General features: G+C 71.2%; 15 protein-coding genes. 8 read left to right on the top strand and 7 right to left on the bottom strand.

Annotation, left to right across the window (positions count from 1 at the left end; genetic code table 11):
• Nucleotides 1-70: 70 nt before the first annotated feature.
• From AB0G28_RS39685 to AB0G28_RS39695, 3 genes are read right to left on the bottom strand one after another with little or no spacing between them, the layout of a single operon-like run.
• A complete protein-coding gene (locus AB0G28_RS39685) occupies nucleotides 71-952 on the bottom strand; it encodes a metal ABC transporter permease (protein ID WP_361101944.1) in 882 nt (293 codons plus the stop codon).
• 3 nt (nucleotides 953-955) lie between these two features.
• Nucleotides 956-1,801, bottom strand: coding sequence for a metal ABC transporter ATP-binding protein (locus AB0G28_RS39690; RefSeq protein WP_361101947.1), 846 nt, complete (start codon nucleotides 1,799-1,801; stop codon nucleotides 956-958).
• A gap of 2 nt (nucleotides 1,802-1,803) precedes the next feature.
• Nucleotides 1,804-2,715: a zinc ABC transporter substrate-binding protein gene (locus AB0G28_RS39695; RefSeq protein WP_361101950.1), complete on the bottom strand. Its 912-nt coding sequence runs from the start codon at nucleotides 2,713-2,715 to the stop codon at nucleotides 1,804-1,806.
• Nucleotides 2,716-2,892: 177 nt separating this feature from the next.
• Between AB0G28_RS39695 and AB0G28_RS39700 the strand changes: the two genes are divergently transcribed.
• The 5 genes from AB0G28_RS39700 (at nucleotide 2,893) to AB0G28_RS39720 (ending at nucleotide 7,447) form a co-directional block, all read left to right on the top strand.
• The gene (locus tag AB0G28_RS39700) at nucleotides 2,893-3,993 is read left to right on the top strand and encodes a LacI family DNA-binding transcriptional regulator (RefSeq protein WP_361101953.1); all 1,101 of its coding nucleotides are present in this window, start codon (nucleotides 2,893-2,895) and stop codon (nucleotides 3,991-3,993) included.
• Between the two features lie 103 nt (nucleotides 3,994-4,096).
• Nucleotides 4,097-4,588, top strand: coding sequence for a carbonic anhydrase (locus AB0G28_RS39705; protein ID WP_361101956.1), 492 nt, complete (start codon nucleotides 4,097-4,099; stop codon nucleotides 4,586-4,588).
• Between the two features lie 3 nt (nucleotides 4,589-4,591).
• Nucleotides 4,592-5,542: a nucleotide disphospho-sugar-binding domain-containing protein gene (locus AB0G28_RS39710; RefSeq protein WP_361101959.1), complete on the top strand. Its 951-nt coding sequence runs from the start codon at nucleotides 4,592-4,594 to the stop codon at nucleotides 5,540-5,542.
• Nucleotides 5,543-5,551: 9 nt separating this feature from the next.
• Nucleotides 5,552-6,427: an A/G-specific adenine glycosylase gene (locus tag AB0G28_RS39715; protein ID WP_361101962.1), complete on the top strand. Its 876-nt coding sequence runs from the start codon at nucleotides 5,552-5,554 to the stop codon at nucleotides 6,425-6,427.
• A 63-nt stretch (nucleotides 6,428-6,490) separates the two neighbouring features.
• Nucleotides 6,491-7,447: an N-acetylmuramoyl-L-alanine amidase gene (locus AB0G28_RS39720; protein ID WP_361101966.1), complete on the top strand. Its 957-nt coding sequence runs from the start codon at nucleotides 6,491-6,493 to the stop codon at nucleotides 7,445-7,447.
• A gap of 66 nt (nucleotides 7,448-7,513) precedes the next feature.
• Here the strand turns inward: AB0G28_RS39720 and AB0G28_RS39725 are convergent, their stop codons facing one another.
• Nucleotides 7,514-8,260, bottom strand: a complete 747-nt coding sequence (locus AB0G28_RS39725) for an alpha/beta hydrolase (RefSeq protein ID WP_361101969.1) — start codon at nucleotides 8,258-8,260, stop codon at nucleotides 7,514-7,516.
• A 74-nt stretch (nucleotides 8,261-8,334) separates the two neighbouring features.
• Here AB0G28_RS39725 and AB0G28_RS39730 point away from each other — a divergent pair, with 74 nt between their 5' ends.
• Nucleotides 8,335-9,741, top strand: coding sequence for a M1 family metallopeptidase (locus tag AB0G28_RS39730; protein ID WP_361101972.1), 1,407 nt, complete (start codon nucleotides 8,335-8,337; stop codon nucleotides 9,739-9,741).
• A gap of 668 nt (nucleotides 9,742-10,409) precedes the next feature.
• On the opposite strand, the gene AB0G28_RS39735 is transcribed toward AB0G28_RS39730, so the two are convergent.
• Entirely contained in the window at nucleotides 10,410-11,798 is a 1,389-nt protein-coding gene (locus tag AB0G28_RS39735) for an ATP-binding protein (RefSeq protein WP_361101975.1), read from the bottom strand.
• Nucleotides 11,799-12,006: 208 nt separating this feature from the next.
• On the opposite strand from AB0G28_RS39735, the gene AB0G28_RS39740 reads away from it, so the two are divergent.
• Both AB0G28_RS39740 and AB0G28_RS39745 read left to right on the top strand, forming a co-directional pair.
• Complete coding sequence (locus AB0G28_RS39740) at nucleotides 12,007-12,318, top strand: antibiotic biosynthesis monooxygenase (RefSeq protein WP_020641917.1); 312 nt, start codon at nucleotides 12,007-12,009, stop codon at nucleotides 12,316-12,318.
• Nucleotides 12,311-13,135, top strand: a complete 825-nt coding sequence (locus AB0G28_RS39745) for a Sir2 family NAD-dependent protein deacetylase (protein WP_361101978.1) — start codon at nucleotides 12,311-12,313, stop codon at nucleotides 13,133-13,135. Before AB0G28_RS39740 ends, AB0G28_RS39745 begins: the two co-directional genes overlap by 8 nt.
• Here AB0G28_RS39745 and AB0G28_RS39750 read toward each other — a convergent pair.
• A complete protein-coding gene (locus AB0G28_RS39750; protein WP_361101980.1) occupies nucleotides 13,092-14,249 on the bottom strand; it encodes a hypothetical protein in 1,158 nt (385 codons plus the stop codon). The two genes, AB0G28_RS39745 and AB0G28_RS39750, sit on opposite strands and share 44 nt — an antisense overlap.
• A 25-nt stretch (nucleotides 14,250-14,274) precedes the next feature.
• On the bottom strand, nucleotides 14,275-15,294 hold the full coding sequence (locus AB0G28_RS39755) for an endonuclease/exonuclease/phosphatase family protein (RefSeq protein ID WP_361101983.1): 1,020 nt from the start codon (nucleotides 15,292-15,294) through the stop codon (nucleotides 14,275-14,277).
• Nucleotides 15,295-15,372 lie beyond the last annotated feature (78 nt).

A 15,372-nucleotide genomic window follows, 5' to 3' on the forward strand; every position in this document is an offset into this window, starting at 1 on the left:
CACGCGTGATTGGAGGGTCGACACGGTTGTTGGCCCGGCGGCCGAGGCTGGACCATTCGCCAACAGGCACTTAGACCGCCGCGACCAGGTCGGGGGCCGGGTCGACAGAGCGGACCCGCGTCCGGCGGTCGCGCTGCCAGGCGATGACCCGGCACACCACGTAGATCAGGAACGAAATCGCCGTCACGAACGCGCTCACCGGCAGGCCCGGCGCCAGTGACAGCACGATCCCGCCGAGCGCCGACACCTCCGCGAAGACCACCGCCAGCACCGTCGCCCGCAGCGGGGACGCCGTCACCCGGGCCGCGGCCGCGGCGGGCGTCACCATCAGCGCCACCACCAGCAGCGAGCCGACCACCTTCACGCTCAACGCCGTCGACACCCCGACCAGCAGCGCGAACACCACCGTCAGCGTCTTGACCGGGACCCCGCGCGCCACCGCCACGTTCCGGTCCACCGAAGCGAACAGCAGCGGCCGGTACACCATGCCCAGCACGGCCAGCACCACCACCGACGACACCACGAACAACGTCAGGTTCGTCGAATCGATCGTGATGATCTGGCCCGTCAGGATCCCGAACTTGTTCCCGGACCGTCCTTTGTAGAAAGACAGGAACAGCACGCCCATGCCGAGGCCGAACGACAGGATCACGCCGATCACCGAGTCGCGGTCCGCGTCACGCGCGCCGAGGATGCCCAGCAGCAGGGCCGCCACCACCGCGCCGATCAACGCGCCGTACTCGACGCCGATGCCCAGCAGCAGCGCCGCCGCGCCGCCGGTGAACGCCAGCTCCGACGTGCCGTGCACCGCGAACGACATGCGCCGCATCACGATCAGTGGCCCCAGGACCCCGGCCACCAGGCCGAGGATCGCCGCCGCCAGCAGGGCCGTCTGCACGCCGGGCAGCTCGGTGATCAGCTCCCAGGTCTTGCCGAAGTCGAACAGATCCAAGACTCAGCCCACTTGCTCTTCGACGTCTTCTTCGTGGTGGTGCGGCTCGCCCTCGCACAACGCGCTCTGCGCGCCCGCGATGTGGATCTGCCCGCCGACCTTGAGCACCTCGACGCGGGTGCCGTACAGCTCCGACAGCGTCGACGTGGTCATGACCTCGTCCGGCTTGCCGATCCGGAACTGGCCGTTGACCAGGTACAGCACCCGGTCGACGAACGGCAGCACCGGGTTGATCTCGTGCGTCACGAACAGCACCGCCGTCCCGGCCGCGCGCCGCCGGAAATCGATCAGCTCGCTGATCGCGCGCTGGTGCGCCAGGTCGAGCGACAGCAGCGGCTCGTCGCACAGCAGCACCTCGGGGTCACCGACCAGGGCCTGCGCCACCCGCAGCCGCTGCTGCTCACCGCCGGACAGGCGCCCCACCGGCTGTTTCGCGTACCTCGTCGCCCCCACGTGGGAAATCGCCGAAGCGACGAGACGCCGCCGCGCCGCGATGCCGGACAGCCCGAACCCCCAGCGGTGCCCGTCGAGGCCCAGCCCCACCAGGTCTACGCCGCGCAGCGTCAGCGACTCGTCGATCGCGCGCTGCTGCGGGATGTAGCCGATCTTGCGGTTCGCGCCGCCCGGGCGGCCGCCCGCGATTTCGACCGTGCCCGCCGACAGGTCCTGCATGCCGAGCAACGCCTTGAGGAAGCTGCTCTTGCCGGAACCGTTCGGGCCGAGCACGGCGAGGAACTCGCCCGGCTCGACGACGAGGTCCAGCCCGGACCAGAGGGTGCGCGGGCCGAACGCGAGACCCGCCCCGCGGACCCGGACCGCGGGGCGTACGTCGTCTGAGACGGGTGCCATGGCTACTTCAACGCCCCAGCCAGCTCGTCGACTTCCCCGGTCATCCAGCCAATGTAGTCCGTCACACCCTTGGGCAGCGTCTCGGTCACGCCGACCACGCCGATCCCGGCGTCCTTCGCCTGCTTGACGACGTCCTGGGTCAGCGGCGTCACCGTCTGCTCGTTGTTGATCAGGGCCTTGACCTGCTTGGTCGCGATGAGCTGCTTGTACGTGCTGACCGCGTCGGCCGGCACGTCGGTGTCGTTCTCCACCGCGTCCGAGAACGCCTTCGGCGTCGCGTCGGTGATCTTCGCGCTCGCCAGCAGGTAGTGCGCGACCGGCTCGGTGACGACGACCTTCGTGCCCGGGTGCGTGGTCCCCAGCTCTTCGAGGCGCTTCTCCAGCGCGTCGACCTTGGCCTTGAACGCCGTCGCGTTGTCGGCGAACTGCTGCTTCGACGCCGGCTGCAGCTCGCCGAGCCGAGCCGCGAGCTGGTCGGCGACCTTGTCGACGCCCGGCAGGTCGTACCAGACGTGCTCGTTCTCGTCGCCGGTCGCGGCGATGTCGTAGGCGACGAGCTTCTTCGCGTCACCCGCCTGCTCGGTGAGCTTGCCGAAGAACTCGTCGTAGCCGCCGCCGTTGGACAGCAGCAGCTGCGCGCCCTTCGCCGCGAGCGCGTCGTCGGCCGTGGTCTCGTACGAGTGCGGGTCGGCCGACGGGTCGTGGATGATCGACTTGACGTCCACCTTGTCGCCACCGACGGCGCTGACCACGCTGCCCCAGACGTCGGTCGAGGCGACGACCTTGATCTTCCCGGAGCCGCCGGACTGCGCGCCTCCGTCGGAGCCGGACGTCCCGCCGGAGCACGCGGCCAGGGCAAGAACAGACAGAGCCGAAGCGGCGGCGAGCACGCTCTTGGTACGGCGGGACTTCATCGAGGGACTCCTGGAGACGCTAATGGAAACCGTTGTCAGATTCACCTTACCCCATCCGGATGACTTTCTGGCCATGAGTTCCCGCTTTGGTGTATGCATCTCCGCGCATGCGGATCGAGACATCGACCACGCGGGGTGTCTCTTCATGAATTCGATCTGAACCGTTACGGTTTGCTGATGGGCCGTCCTATTCGCACCCGGAGGCAGGCGACGCTGGCGTCGCTCGCGGCAGAGCTCGGTGTGTCCAGGACCACGGTGTCCAACGCCTACAACCGGCCGGACCAGCTGTCGCCGGAACTGCGCCGCCGCGTCCTCGAGACAGCGCGGCGGCTCGGCTACCCCGGCCCCGACCCGGTCGCCCGCTCCCTGCGCACGCGCAAGGCGGGCGCGGTCGGGCTGCTGCTCACCGAGAACCTCTCCTACGCCTTCCGCGACCCCGCGGCCGTCGGCGTGCTCGAAGGACTGGCGCTGGCGTGCGAAGACGCCGGCGTCGGCCTGCACCTGGTGCCGGCCAGCCCGGGCCGCGAGGACGTCGCCGCGGTGCACCGCGCGGGCGTCGACGGCTTCGTCGTCTACTCCGTCCCGGACGACGACCCGCACCTGGCCGCCGTGCTCGAGCGGCCGGTGCCGACCGTGATCATCGACCAGCCGAGCTTCGAAGGCATCGACCGCGTCGGCCCGGACGACGCGGCGGCGGTCGGCAAGATCGCCGAGCACCTCGTCACGCTGGGGCACCGGCAGGTCGGCGTGATCTGCATGCGGCTGGCCCGCGAGCGCAACGACGACTTCGTCTCCGCGACGCGGCAGAGCGGCGCGCACTTCCACGTCCAGCGCACCCGGCTGGAGGCACTGGCCGTGGCGTTCTCGGCGGCCGGTGTCGACTGGGCGGGCGTCCCGGTGGTCGAGCGGTTCGACCACACGGTGGACGACGGCGCGTCCGCGGCCCGCCAGCTGCTGGACGCGTACCCGCAGATCACGGCCGTGATCTGCACCTCGGACATCCTCGCGCTCGGCGCCATGGCGGAGGCCGAGCGGCGTGGTCTGCGCGTACCGCAGGACCTGACCGTCACCGGTTTCGACGGCATCGCCGAGGCCGAACGGATCGGGCTCACCACGGTTCACCAGCCCGTGCTCGAGAAGGGCAAGACGGCCGGGCGGCTGCTGCTCAGCTCGGGCGAGCGGAGCGCGCCGAAGGTGATCACCCTGCCGACCGAGCTGCGCGTCGGGCGCACGTCGGCACCGCCGCGGACGGTCGAGGAGCCCTGGTTCGGCGGCTGAGAGCCCCGTGACATTGCTCGTAGTGCATTGCTCGACGGGGTACTCACCCGGTCAAATGGAGTGGCACGCCCGCGCCGCGGGGCCACTGGCCGGAAGGTGACCGATGACCTCGATCGACGTACTGCTCAAGCGCAACCAGGAACTGGGCGAGGTGACGCCCGGCGACCGCTCGTCCCCGCGGCCGTCGCTGCAGATCGCCGTTCTCACCTGCATGGACGCCCGGATCCGGGTGTTCGAGCTGTTCGGCCTCCTGCAAGGTGAGTCGCACGTCCTCCGCAACGCGGGCGGCGTGGTGACCGACGACATGATCCGCTCGCTCGCACTTTCCCAGCGAAAGCTCGGGACCCGCGAGGTGCTGATCGTCCAGCACACCGAGTGCGGCCTCTCGATGGTCACCGAGGACGACTTCAAGGACGAGCTCGAAGAGGCCAGCGGGCTGCGGCCGACGTGGTCGGTCGAGGCGTTCCGCAACGTCGAGAACAGCGTCCGGACCTCGATGGAGCGGGTGCGGCGCAGTGCCTACCTGCCGCACACGGAGAACGTGCGCGGGTTCGTCTACGACGTCAAGACGGGGAAGCTCACCGAGGTCGCGTAGGCCTTGCGCGTTCTCTTCGCCGGCCTCGCGTCCGCCGGCCACACGTACCCGATGGTCCCGCTCGCGGTCGCGGCGCGAGACCTCGGGCACCAAGTGCACTTCGCCGCCGGTGAGCACGTCCACGCGCCGCTGCGGCGGCTCGGGCTCAACCCGTTCCGGCCCGCGGACTCGTTCTACGAGATCTACGCCGAGGACCTCGAACCGGACCTGAAGCGGCTGCGACCCGACCTGGTCGTGCACGGGTGGGGCGTCCCCGAGGCGGGCGTCGCCGCGCGGCGTGCCGGGATTCCCGCGCTCTGGCACGGGTTCGGCCGGATGTTCCCGCGCGACATCGGGTTCGAGCGGCCCGCCGGCGGTGTGCACCTGGACATCTGCCCGTCGTCGCTGCAGGACGCGGACTTCCTCACGACCGCCGAACGCATTCCCTTGCGTCCGGTGCCGTTCGCCGAGCCGGGCGACTTCCGGCGGCCGCTGGTCTACCTGACCCTCGGCACCGCCTTCGGCACCCCCGAGGTGCTCACGACGGCGATCCGGGGACTGGCCGCACTCGGCGTGCCTCTCGTGGTGGCCACCGGACGAGTGCGGCCCGAGGACCTCGGCCCGGTGCCGGACCACGTCACCCTGCGCGCCTGGGTGCCCCAGGCGGCCGTGATCCCGCACGCCGACCTGGTCGTGCACCACGGCGGCAGCGGCACGACGCTGGGCGCGCTCGCCGCCGGCGTGCCACAGCTCGTCCTGCCGCAGGGGGCCGACCAGTTCGCCAACGCCGAGGCGCTCGTCGCCGCCGAGGCCGCGTTGCGTCTCTTGCCCGGCGAGCTGAGCGCCGACGCTGTCACCGAACAGGCACGGAAGGCGTCGTCCTGCCGCGACGCGGCCCGCGTGATCGCCGCGGAAATCGCCGCCATGCCGTCCCCGGACGAAGTGGCCCGCGAGCGCTTCTCGGCGGTGAAGTAGCCTCCCGGCGTGGCTGTGGACGCTGACGTACTGCTCGACTGGTTTTCCGCACACGGCCGGGACCTGCCCTGGCGCGAGCCCACCTGCTCGGCCTGGGGTGTCCTGGTCAGCGAGATCATGCTGCAGCAGACGCCGGTGGTCCGCGTGCAGCCGATCTGGCACGAGTGGATGGCGCGCTGGCCGGTGCCCTCGGCGCTGGCCGCGTCGTCGCAAGGTGAGGTCGTGCGCGCCTGGGGAAAGCTCGGCTACCCGCGCCGCGCGCTGCGGTTGCACGAGGCCGCCGGGGTCATCGCGAAGGAGCACGGCGACGTCGTTCCGTCCGATGTGGACACTCTGCTCGCGCTGCCCGGGATCGGCGCGTACACCGCGCGGGCCGTCGCCGCCTTCGCCTACGGACGGCGGGCGCCGGTCGTCGACACGAACGTGCGGCGGGTCGTCGCACGGGCCGTGCACGGGGCCGGGGACGCCGGGCCCGCGTCCAACACCCGTGACATGGCCGACGTCGAGGCGCTCCTGCCGGCCGAAGACGCGCCGGCGGCGAAGTTTTCCGCCGCGATCATGGAACTCGGCGCTTTGATCTGCACCGCGCGGTCGCCGAAATGCGCGGACTGCCCGATTTACGACGAATGCGCGTGGCAGCACGCCGGCCGGCCCGAGTACACCGGCCCGGCCAAGCCGGTGCAGCGGTACGCGGGCACCGACCGGTACGTCCGAGGGCGGCTGCTCGACGTCCTGCGCGGCAGCGAAGGCCCGGTCGAGAAGGCGAAGCTCGATCTCGTCTGGCACGACGGCGGCCAGCGCGACCGCTGCCTGGACTCCCTGCTGGTCGACGGCCTGCTGGAGCAGACCCGGGACGGCCTCTTCGCCCTGCCAGGTGAACACTAACGCGCTACGACCAAAGTTGGTCAATAGTTGTCATCGGCGCGTTCCGCGAGTTACCTTCCTCACATGGTCCATGTTGACCGCCGGACCCTGCTGAAGGCGGGGATGACCGCGACCGCGGCCGGCGCACTGGGGATGACGACCACGGGGACGGCCGGCGCGGCCGTGCCGGCACCGGCGATCCACCCGACGTCCGAGTGGGGCGCCCGCCCCGCCGCGGGCACGATCGTGGTGGAGAACCACAAGCCGACCTACATCGTCGTGCATCACGCGGTGGATCCGCCGATGAACGACGACTTCTCGCTGTCACGCGCCTTCTACGTCTCTCGGTTCATCCAAAACCTGCACATGGACTCCAACGGCTGGATCGACAGCGGCCAGCAGTTCACGAACAGCCGCGGCGGGTTCGTCACCGAGGGCAGGCACCGCAGCCTGGAAATCCTGCGCGGCGGCACGCGCCACGTCCAGGGCGCGAACGTCGGCGGCCACAACAGCGAGGTCATCGGCATCGAGAACGAGGGCCTGTACAGCACGGTGGACGTGCCGCCGGCGCTGTGGAACTCGCTCGTGGGGCTGGTCGCCTACATCGCGCACCAGTACGGCATCGCGCCGGAGTTCATCAAGGGCCACCGCGACTTCAACTCGACCGAGTGCCCCGGCCAGGTGCTCTACAACCGGCTGCCCGAGCTGCGGACGGCGGTGGGCCGCGTCCTCGGCGTCGCCGTGACGCGGTCCGAGGCGGAGTGGCCGCTCCTCAAGCCGGGCGACACGGGCCGTCGCGTGCGACTGGCGCAGCAGTTCCTGCGCGACGCCGGGTTCGGCGTCCCCACGGACGGCGTCTTCGGGAAATCGACGCAGGAAGCCGTGACGGCGTTGGTGACACAGGCCGGGCTGCCACGCGACAGCTGCACCGCGGCGAAGGTGTCCGACGAGACCGGGTTCCTCGGCGCGGACGTCTGGCCGCTGATCGTGCCCACGGACCGCTCCACAGCGGCCTGGCGAGCGGACCTCGCCCGCACGTGACCGGGAGGTCGGTACGCCGGGCTCAACGAAGCGCTCGGTGTGCCGTCCTTCTGCTCACGCACGGCCTCAGCGCGCCAGGACCTGGGAGAGGAAGGCCTCGACGGCGCCTCGGTAGGCCTCCGGGGCTTCGTCGTGGGGCAGGTGGGCCGAGCCCGGGACGACCAGGTGCTTCGCCCCCGGGACGCGGTCGGCGACGAGCGCCTGCTGACCGGGCGGCATGGCCGTGTGCTCGCCCTCGACCAGCAGCAGCGGACAGCGGATTCCGTCCACAATGGACCAGAAGTCCCGGCGGCCCCACTCGGCGGCGATGACGTACAGGTCCTCGAGGTCGGCGACCAGGTGGAAGCCGTCCTCGCGCTCCTCGACGCAGTCCGCGAAATACTCGCCCGCGTCGCCGAAGAACTCCCGCACGTGGTCCAGCGACTTGAACGGGACCGGCCAGCTCTCGAAGTACCCCCGCCAGGTTTCGACGGTCCGGCCGCGCTGGTCCGGCGCGAAGTCCTCGGACACGACCGCGCGCACCAGCTCCGGATGGCGCGCCGCGGTCGCCCAGGCGTGCAGGCCGCCCATCGAGTGCCCGATGAGCACGGCGGGACCGGCGTCGAGGGTCCGCAGCGCTTCGGCGACGTCGTCGGCGAAGCGCTCTGTCGTCCACGGCCCGACGCGCGGCGCGTTGCCGTGGCCGCGCGCGTCGAGGCCGTACACCGCGCCGTAGGGCCTGAGCCACTCCGCGACCCGCCACCAGGTCCGCGCCCGGCCCATCAGGCCGTGCAGCAGGACGATCGGCACACCGCTGCCGCCGAAACAGAGCACGCGGCCACCTAACCACATCTTCCCTGGTGCGGAACGTGACGAAGTGATCGCTTTCGATAACCTATGGTGGTCGTATGCGCCGCCGACTCACCGCCCTCGCCGTCTTCGCCGCGGTGATCGTCGCCGCGGCCTGCGGGGGTGACGCCGTCACCGCGGCGCCTCCGCCACCCCCGATGCACCCGGCTCCGGGGGCCGCGGGTGCCGGCGACCCGTACTACCCGGACGACGGCAACGGCGGTTACGACGCGCTCGGCTACCAGGTGGGCGTGACCTACGACCCGCCGAGCGGGCACCTCGACGGCGACACGACGGTCACCGCGAAGGCCACCCAGGACCTCAGCCGGTTCGACCTCGACCTGCGCGGCCTGGACGTGCACGGCGTCGAGGTCGACGGCAAGCCGGCGCGGTTCACCCGCGAAAAGGAGTTCGAGCTGGTCGTCACGCCGCCGGAGCCGATCCGCGCCGGGACGACGTTCCGCACGCGGGTGAGGTACGGCGGCGACCCGGCGAAGACCCCGCACGACGGCGGCAGCGAGAACGGCTGGCAGCACTCGGCCGACGGCGGCGCCTACATGGTCGGCGAGCCGCACTCGGCGGCGTTCTGGTACCCGGTGAACGAAACCCCGCGAGACAAGGCGACCTTCACGCTCACCGCGCACGTCCCGCCGGGCTGGACGGTCATCTCGAACGGCCGCGAGGGGCCGCCGGGCACCTGGACCGAGCCGAACCCGGTCGCGAGCTACCTGACGACCATCGCGATCGGCAAGTTCCAAGTCGACAGGTCGACATTGCCGGACGGGACGCCGGTGGTCTCGGCGTACGCGCCGGGCGCCGAGGCCCGCAGCGCGATCGGCGGCCGGCTGCCGGAGGTGATCGGCTTCCTCAGCGGCAAGTTCGGGCCGTACCCGCAGTCGGCGGCCGGCGGGATCTTCCTGGACGAGAACGTCCCCTTCTCACTCGAGACGCAGACGCGGCCGACGTACGCGAAGTGGGCCGACCTGCCGACGCTGGTGCACGAGAACGCCCACCAGTGGTTCGGCGACTCGGTATCGCTCGAGAACTGGTCCGACATCTGCCTGAACGAGTGTTTCGCGTCGTACGCGCAGTGGCTGTGGGCCGAGCGCGAGGGCCAGAACCTCGACGACCGCTACCGCGCGGCGATCGAAATCACCCACGGCAGCACCGACTTCTGGGCGCAGAAGCTGGTCGGCATGGGCCAGGGCCACGAGTTCGAGGGCGTCTACAACAAGGGCATCCTGGCGCTGCACGCACTGCGCCGCCAGATCGGCGACCCGGCGTTCGACCGCCTGCTGCACGAATGGCCGTCGCGCTACCGCCACGGCAACGCGACCTGGCCGGCCTTCGAGGCGATGGCGACACGGATCAGCGGCAAGAACCTGCGGTCGTTCTTCGACGCCTGGTTCCGCGGCACGGCACTGCCCGCCGACGCAGACCTGTTCCCCGGCTCACTGCGCAGCTGAGCTGCTCGACTCGACGTACAGAGCCTCCCCATCTCGCAAGCGCGCGTCCGGGTTGCCGCTTTGCGGCTCTCGCGAGGACGACAGTTGCACCGGGGGACACACGGACAGTCCCCCGTGTCGTGAGACCTGAGGCAGCCATTGCCTTGACTGTCCGAGTCCGCAATTCATCGGCCGCACGCAGGTCGACTGCTCGCGCAGCGTGGGCAATGGCGCGAGAGAGATCCCTTGCGGCTTCGAGCGCGGCGGCCACCTGGAAGGAGTACGGCCCGAATTCGATTTCGTCCTTGTTCGGGTCATAGCCGAAACGCGAGTACCTGCTCGCTACGGTCCTTCGATCCGTACCGGCCCTGACTTCTTTCTTCTGCGGCCCTTCTCCCGACCCGAGGACCCACTGGTCGAAGTGCAGCAGACCGTTCCGCATCTGCTGAAGATCGGGAACGGCTTTGTCGAACTGTGCCCGGGCACGGCCGAGTTCGGCGATCACAGCCTGGCCCATCTTCAAGTTCCTCAAAGCCGTTTGCTGCAGCTTTTCCGCCACAGCGCCTCCGAAACGGCAATCGCATACGGATTGTCCGCCGGTGACCAAGTGTTGTCCGCGCTCGACATCCAGGTAGTGTCGCCGAAGAACTTCGGGGCACGCCACCTCATTCCGGGAGCGAGGCCCCGGCTCACTGCGCAGCTGAGCTGCCCAGCAAGGACCGCGTCAGCGCACTCCGCGCGTCCTGCATCTCCCGCAACGCCGCCATCAGCTCCTCGTCCCCGACGACGACGTCCTCGTGCGGGCGCGCACCCAGCGCCAGCAGCGACGCGCGGCGCAGCAGCTCCTTCGCGAACGACGCCGTCATCCCCGCCGTCGCCTCGACGACCGGCCCGAGGTCCGCCGTCAGCGTCAGGCCCCGCGCGTACAGGCGCAGCAGTGCTTCACGCCCGGCCGCGTCCGGGAGCGGGATCTCGACGGCCAGGTCGACGCGGCCCGGGCGGTCCGCGAGGGCCTTCTCCAGCTCGCCGGCCCGGTTGGTGGTGAGCAGGAACGTCACGTCCGCGTCGCCGCCCACGCCGTCCATCGCGTCGAGGAGCGTGAACAGCAGTGGCTGGACCATCGGCCCGTAGCTGCGGTCCTGTGCGATCAGGTCGACGTCCTCCAGCACCACCACGCTCGGCTGCAGCCGCCGCGCCAGCTCCGCGGCCTTGCCGATGAACCGCATCGCCGTGCCGGACAGGATGATCACCGTGGTGCCCGGCAGGCGGCCCATCAGGTAGCGGACCGTGTGCGTCTTGCCGGTGCCGGGCAGGCCGTGCAGCAGCAGCCCGCGCTTGAGGTGCTGCCCCGCCGCCAGCAGCCGCTCGCCGTGTTCCGCGATGCCGACCGTGTGCCGCTCGATCGCGTCGAGCACGCCGTCCGGCAACACGACCTCCTCGCCGGTCAGTGCCGGGCGCGGGAGGAACGTGAGCAGCTCGTTGCCGCGGTGCTCGCTCGTGCCGAAGGCCAGCACCTGCCCCCGCAGGAGGTCGTGCTCGGCCATCAGCCGCTCGACGCGGTCGCGTACTTCGGTGGCGGTCACCCGCGACGTCGCCAGGACCTCCAGCCGGCAGTGCTCGAGCCCCCACTGCGGCGTCGCGCCGCGGATGGCGAGCAGCACCGGGTCGCCGTCCGGGGCGTGCGTGCCGACGAGCCCGAGCTGCACCGCCTCGGTCGCGTCGTCCGGACCGGTCGCCGTGGTCGTGTAGTCCACCGAGCCGAGGTCGTACATCCCCTGCCTGCGTGCGGTGGCGAGCATCCCGATCAGGTCTTCGTGCGTGCGCTGGCCGCCCGCGATGCCGAACCAGCCCACGGCCGTGCCGTGCTCGGCGAGGTAGGCGTCGACGCCGCGCTGGATGTTGGCGTGCTCCCACATCGGCCAGTTGCGGGTCACGACCACGACCTCGGGCAGCGGTGCGCCCAGGTGGCCGGTCACGCGCTCGATCAGTTCGTTGCCCCCGCCGCCGTCGACCTGGTCGGCGGTGGCCCGCACGATCCGGGCGAGGTCTGCCGCGAGTTCGCGCTCCGCACTCCCCATGCCACCACAGTGGCACGGATCACACCCGGCGGCCAACGGTTTCGCGCCCGAGGTTCGCCGGCAGCGGGCCGTGAAGCGCCCCAATGTGGCGTTCGGTGCGTCTGACGCACCCAATGTGGCGTTCGGTGCGTCGAACGCAACCAACGCCACATTGGGGCGCTCGTCCCGGACGTCGAACAACTGCGACGCGCGACACTAGTCTGGGGTCATGAGTGTCGTGAAGATCAACGCCATCGAGGTCCCCGAAGGCGCCGGGCCCGAGCTGGAGAAGCGCTTCGCCGCCCGCATGCACGCGGTCGACGAGCAGCCGGGCTTCCTCGGCTTCGAGCTGCTGCGCCCGGTTTCCGGCGAGACGCGCTACTTCGTGTACACGAAGTGGGAGACCGAGGAGCACTACCAGGCGTGGGCGAAGGGCGGCCCGGCCGCGGCGGCGCACTCGGGCGAGCGGGCCAAGCCCGTCTCCACCGGGGCGAACCTGCTGGAGTTCGAGGTCGTCCTCGGCTCGAAGCCGGGTGAGTGACCTCGCTCGGGCCGCGGAGCTCCTGGACGGCGCCGGCGCACTCCTGATCTGCGCCGGCGCCGGGATGGGCGTCGACTCCGGCCTGCCCGATTTCCGCGGCGGGGAAGGGTTCTGGCGCGCGTATCCGCCGTACGCCCGGCTCGGGCTGCGGTTCGAGGAGCTCGCCGACCCGCGGCACTTCGCCGAGGACCCCGAGCTGGCCTGGGGTTTCTACGGGCACCGGCTGGAGCTGTACCGCAAGACCGTGCCGCACGAAGGTTTCCGGCTGCTGCGGTCGTTCGGCTCGCGCACCCCCGGCGGCGCCCGCGTGTTCACGTCCAATGTGGACGGTCAGTTCCAGGCGGCGGGCTTCGAGTTCGTCGCCGAGGCGCACGGCTCGATCCACCACCTGCAGTGCCTCGACGGCTGCACGTCCGAGATCTGGCCCGCCGACATGGACGTCGTGGTCGACGAAGAGACCATGCGCGCGGTGCCGCCGCTGCCGTCGTGCCCCCGCTGCGGCGGGCTCGCGCGGCCCAACATCCTGATGTTCGGCGACTTCTCCTGGGTCCCGGACCGCAGCCAGGCCCAGCTGGACGAGCTGACGGCGTGGCGCCGGACCGCGCGCGACCTCGTGGTGGTGGAACTGGGCGCGGGTCAGGCCGTCCCGACGGTCCGCCGGTACGCCGAACTCGCGAGCGCGGCGACCGGCGCGTTGATCCGCGTCAACCCGCGGGAGCCGGAGATCCGCCACGGCCGCGGGGTGTCGATCGCGGCCGGGGCGCTGGAAACGCTCAGGACCCTGCTCGCAGCCAGAGATCCCGGTTCCCGGCGATGAGCACCCGGCCGTCGGCCAGGGTCGCGGCCGCGTGCACCGGCGACTCGCCGCACCCCAGCTCGCCACGTTGCCAGCCCTGCCCTGCCCGCACCAGCACCGACGAGCAGAAGCGGGTGTTTTCGTTCGGCCGCTGCGGTTCGAAGGTCCGGGCGGCCAGCACCGGGTTGCCGTGCGCGTCGAGCGCGCCCGTCACGACGCCGCCCGGCCCTGGAGCGTCCACAGTGGACCATGCGCCCGGCTTGCCGGTGACCACGAACGGTTTCTGCGAAGACCCGTTCGAGACTTCCCCGTAGAGCAGCCACTCCCCGCCGACCGGCAGGATCCCGTACACCAGCGTCTGGTCCGATGGCGTCGAGAGTTCCGACACCGACCAGCTGCCGCCGCCGTCGTGGGACGCCCAGATCTGCAGCCGCGGGTTCGAATACCCGGCCGCGACCAGCTCGGAGCCGTTCGCCGCCACCGACCAGGGACCGTTCGCGCCGTCCACCCCCGGGGCGACCGGCATGACCACCGTGCGTTCGGACTTGCCTTCGTCGTCCGACACCCAGGCGACCGGCCGGGTCGTCTGCCCGTCGAGGAACGCCGTCCCGACGGCCACCAGGTTGCCGCCCGACCGCGCCAGCGCCCTCGGGTCGCGCTGACCACGCAGCTCGGCGAGTGGGGTGACCGTGCCGTCGGCGTCCCGGCGGGTGAACTTCGTGGAGACGCCGAGCACCGAGCCGTCCGGCCCCGGCACCGCCCCCACGGCGGGCAGCCCGCCGCCACGCCATCCGTTCCCCGCGCGCACGACTTCCGGACCGGGGCCGCCGCTGCCCGGCGCCGGATCGATCTTCAGCTTCTCGCAGCCCGCGTCGCCGGTCCAGTTCGCGTTGACCTCGCGGTAGCCGTTCGAATAGTTGCCGAGGCCGAGCACGCAGCCGCCCACCGGGACCAGCGTCTTCAGCCCGACGTTCGACGCCACCCAGTCGCCGTCGGCCGGGAACTGCACCGCCCCGGCGTGCGCGGTGAAGCCGAGCGCGCTTTTCGGGCCGTCGCCGGTCCCCGAAGAAGCGGCGGGCTTCTGGCCGCAGCCGGCGACGAGCAGGACCAGCAACAACGGCACGAGTCTTCGCATGCCGGTCAGCCTGCCAGGAACTCGTTCACGGCAGGCGCACTTCGGCGAAAACCGCCCGGTGGTCGCTGCCCGGGACGTCGAAGACCCGGTAGTCCAGCACCGCCGCCCGGTTGTCCACCACCACGTGGTCGATCGTCACCACCGGCGTGTGGTCCGCGGGCCACGTCGGCACCAGCGCCTCGCCGCGTTCCTCCGCCGCGTCGTTGTAGCCGCGGGACAGCACGGTCCGGAACGCCGCGTGGTCCAGCGTCGCGTTGAAGTCGCCCGCCAGGATGCGCAGGCCGTGCTCGCCCGCCGCGCGGGACAGGTCCTTCATCTCGCGCTCCCACTGCGGGGTGTCGACGTCCGGGGAGACCGGGTGGACGGCGACGATCTCGGCCACCACGCCGTCGCCGAGGTCGGCCTGGGCACCCGGCTGCTTGGCCGCCGAATCTCCGGTCAGGTTGATCTCCTTCAGCGGGAACCGCGACACGATCCCCGAGCCGAACGCGCCGGGCGCCGGGTGCAGCACCCGGTACGGCAGCGTCTGGAACAGCCCGGCCGCGGCCAGCCCGTCGACCGCGCGGGGTGTCATCTCGACGAGGTTCAGCACGTCGATCCGCTGCTCGCGCACCAGGTCGACGACGGCCTTGGGGTCCGCCCGGCCGTAGAGCAGGTTCGAGGCGAGTATCCGCAGGGTCTTGCCGTGCACCTCGCGTTGCTCGGCCGCCGACAGCCGCGGGACCACGAGAACGGCGAGGACGATCGCCAGCACCAGCGCGACCCCGCCGGTCCACCACCGCCGCAGAGCCAGGGCGAGGACACCGGCGAGGACACCGGCGGCCGTCGCATACGGCGTCAGCGACAGCACGACGATCGTGTACCAGTCGCCGTCGAAGCCGATCAGGCGCAGCGCGACCCACGCGCCCAGCAGCACCACCGGAGCCACCAGCAGGGCCGTGACCAGCGGTTTCTTCCGCCGCGACCGCGTCTCTTCCGCAAGCACCATGCTGCCGAGTATGCCGAGCCCGGCCCCCGGCGGCCCCGGCGGCGACAACTCCTCCACAAGATCTCCACCAGCGGCTGCCAGCGCCTGCCAGTCCGCTGTGCGTGGCTTACCAGCGCCGCCGTCCACAGTGTCCCT

Source organism: Amycolatopsis sp. NPDC021455, assembly GCF_040640995.1.
Taxonomy (GTDB): Bacteria; Actinomycetota; Actinomycetes; order Mycobacteriales; family Pseudonocardiaceae; genus Amycolatopsis.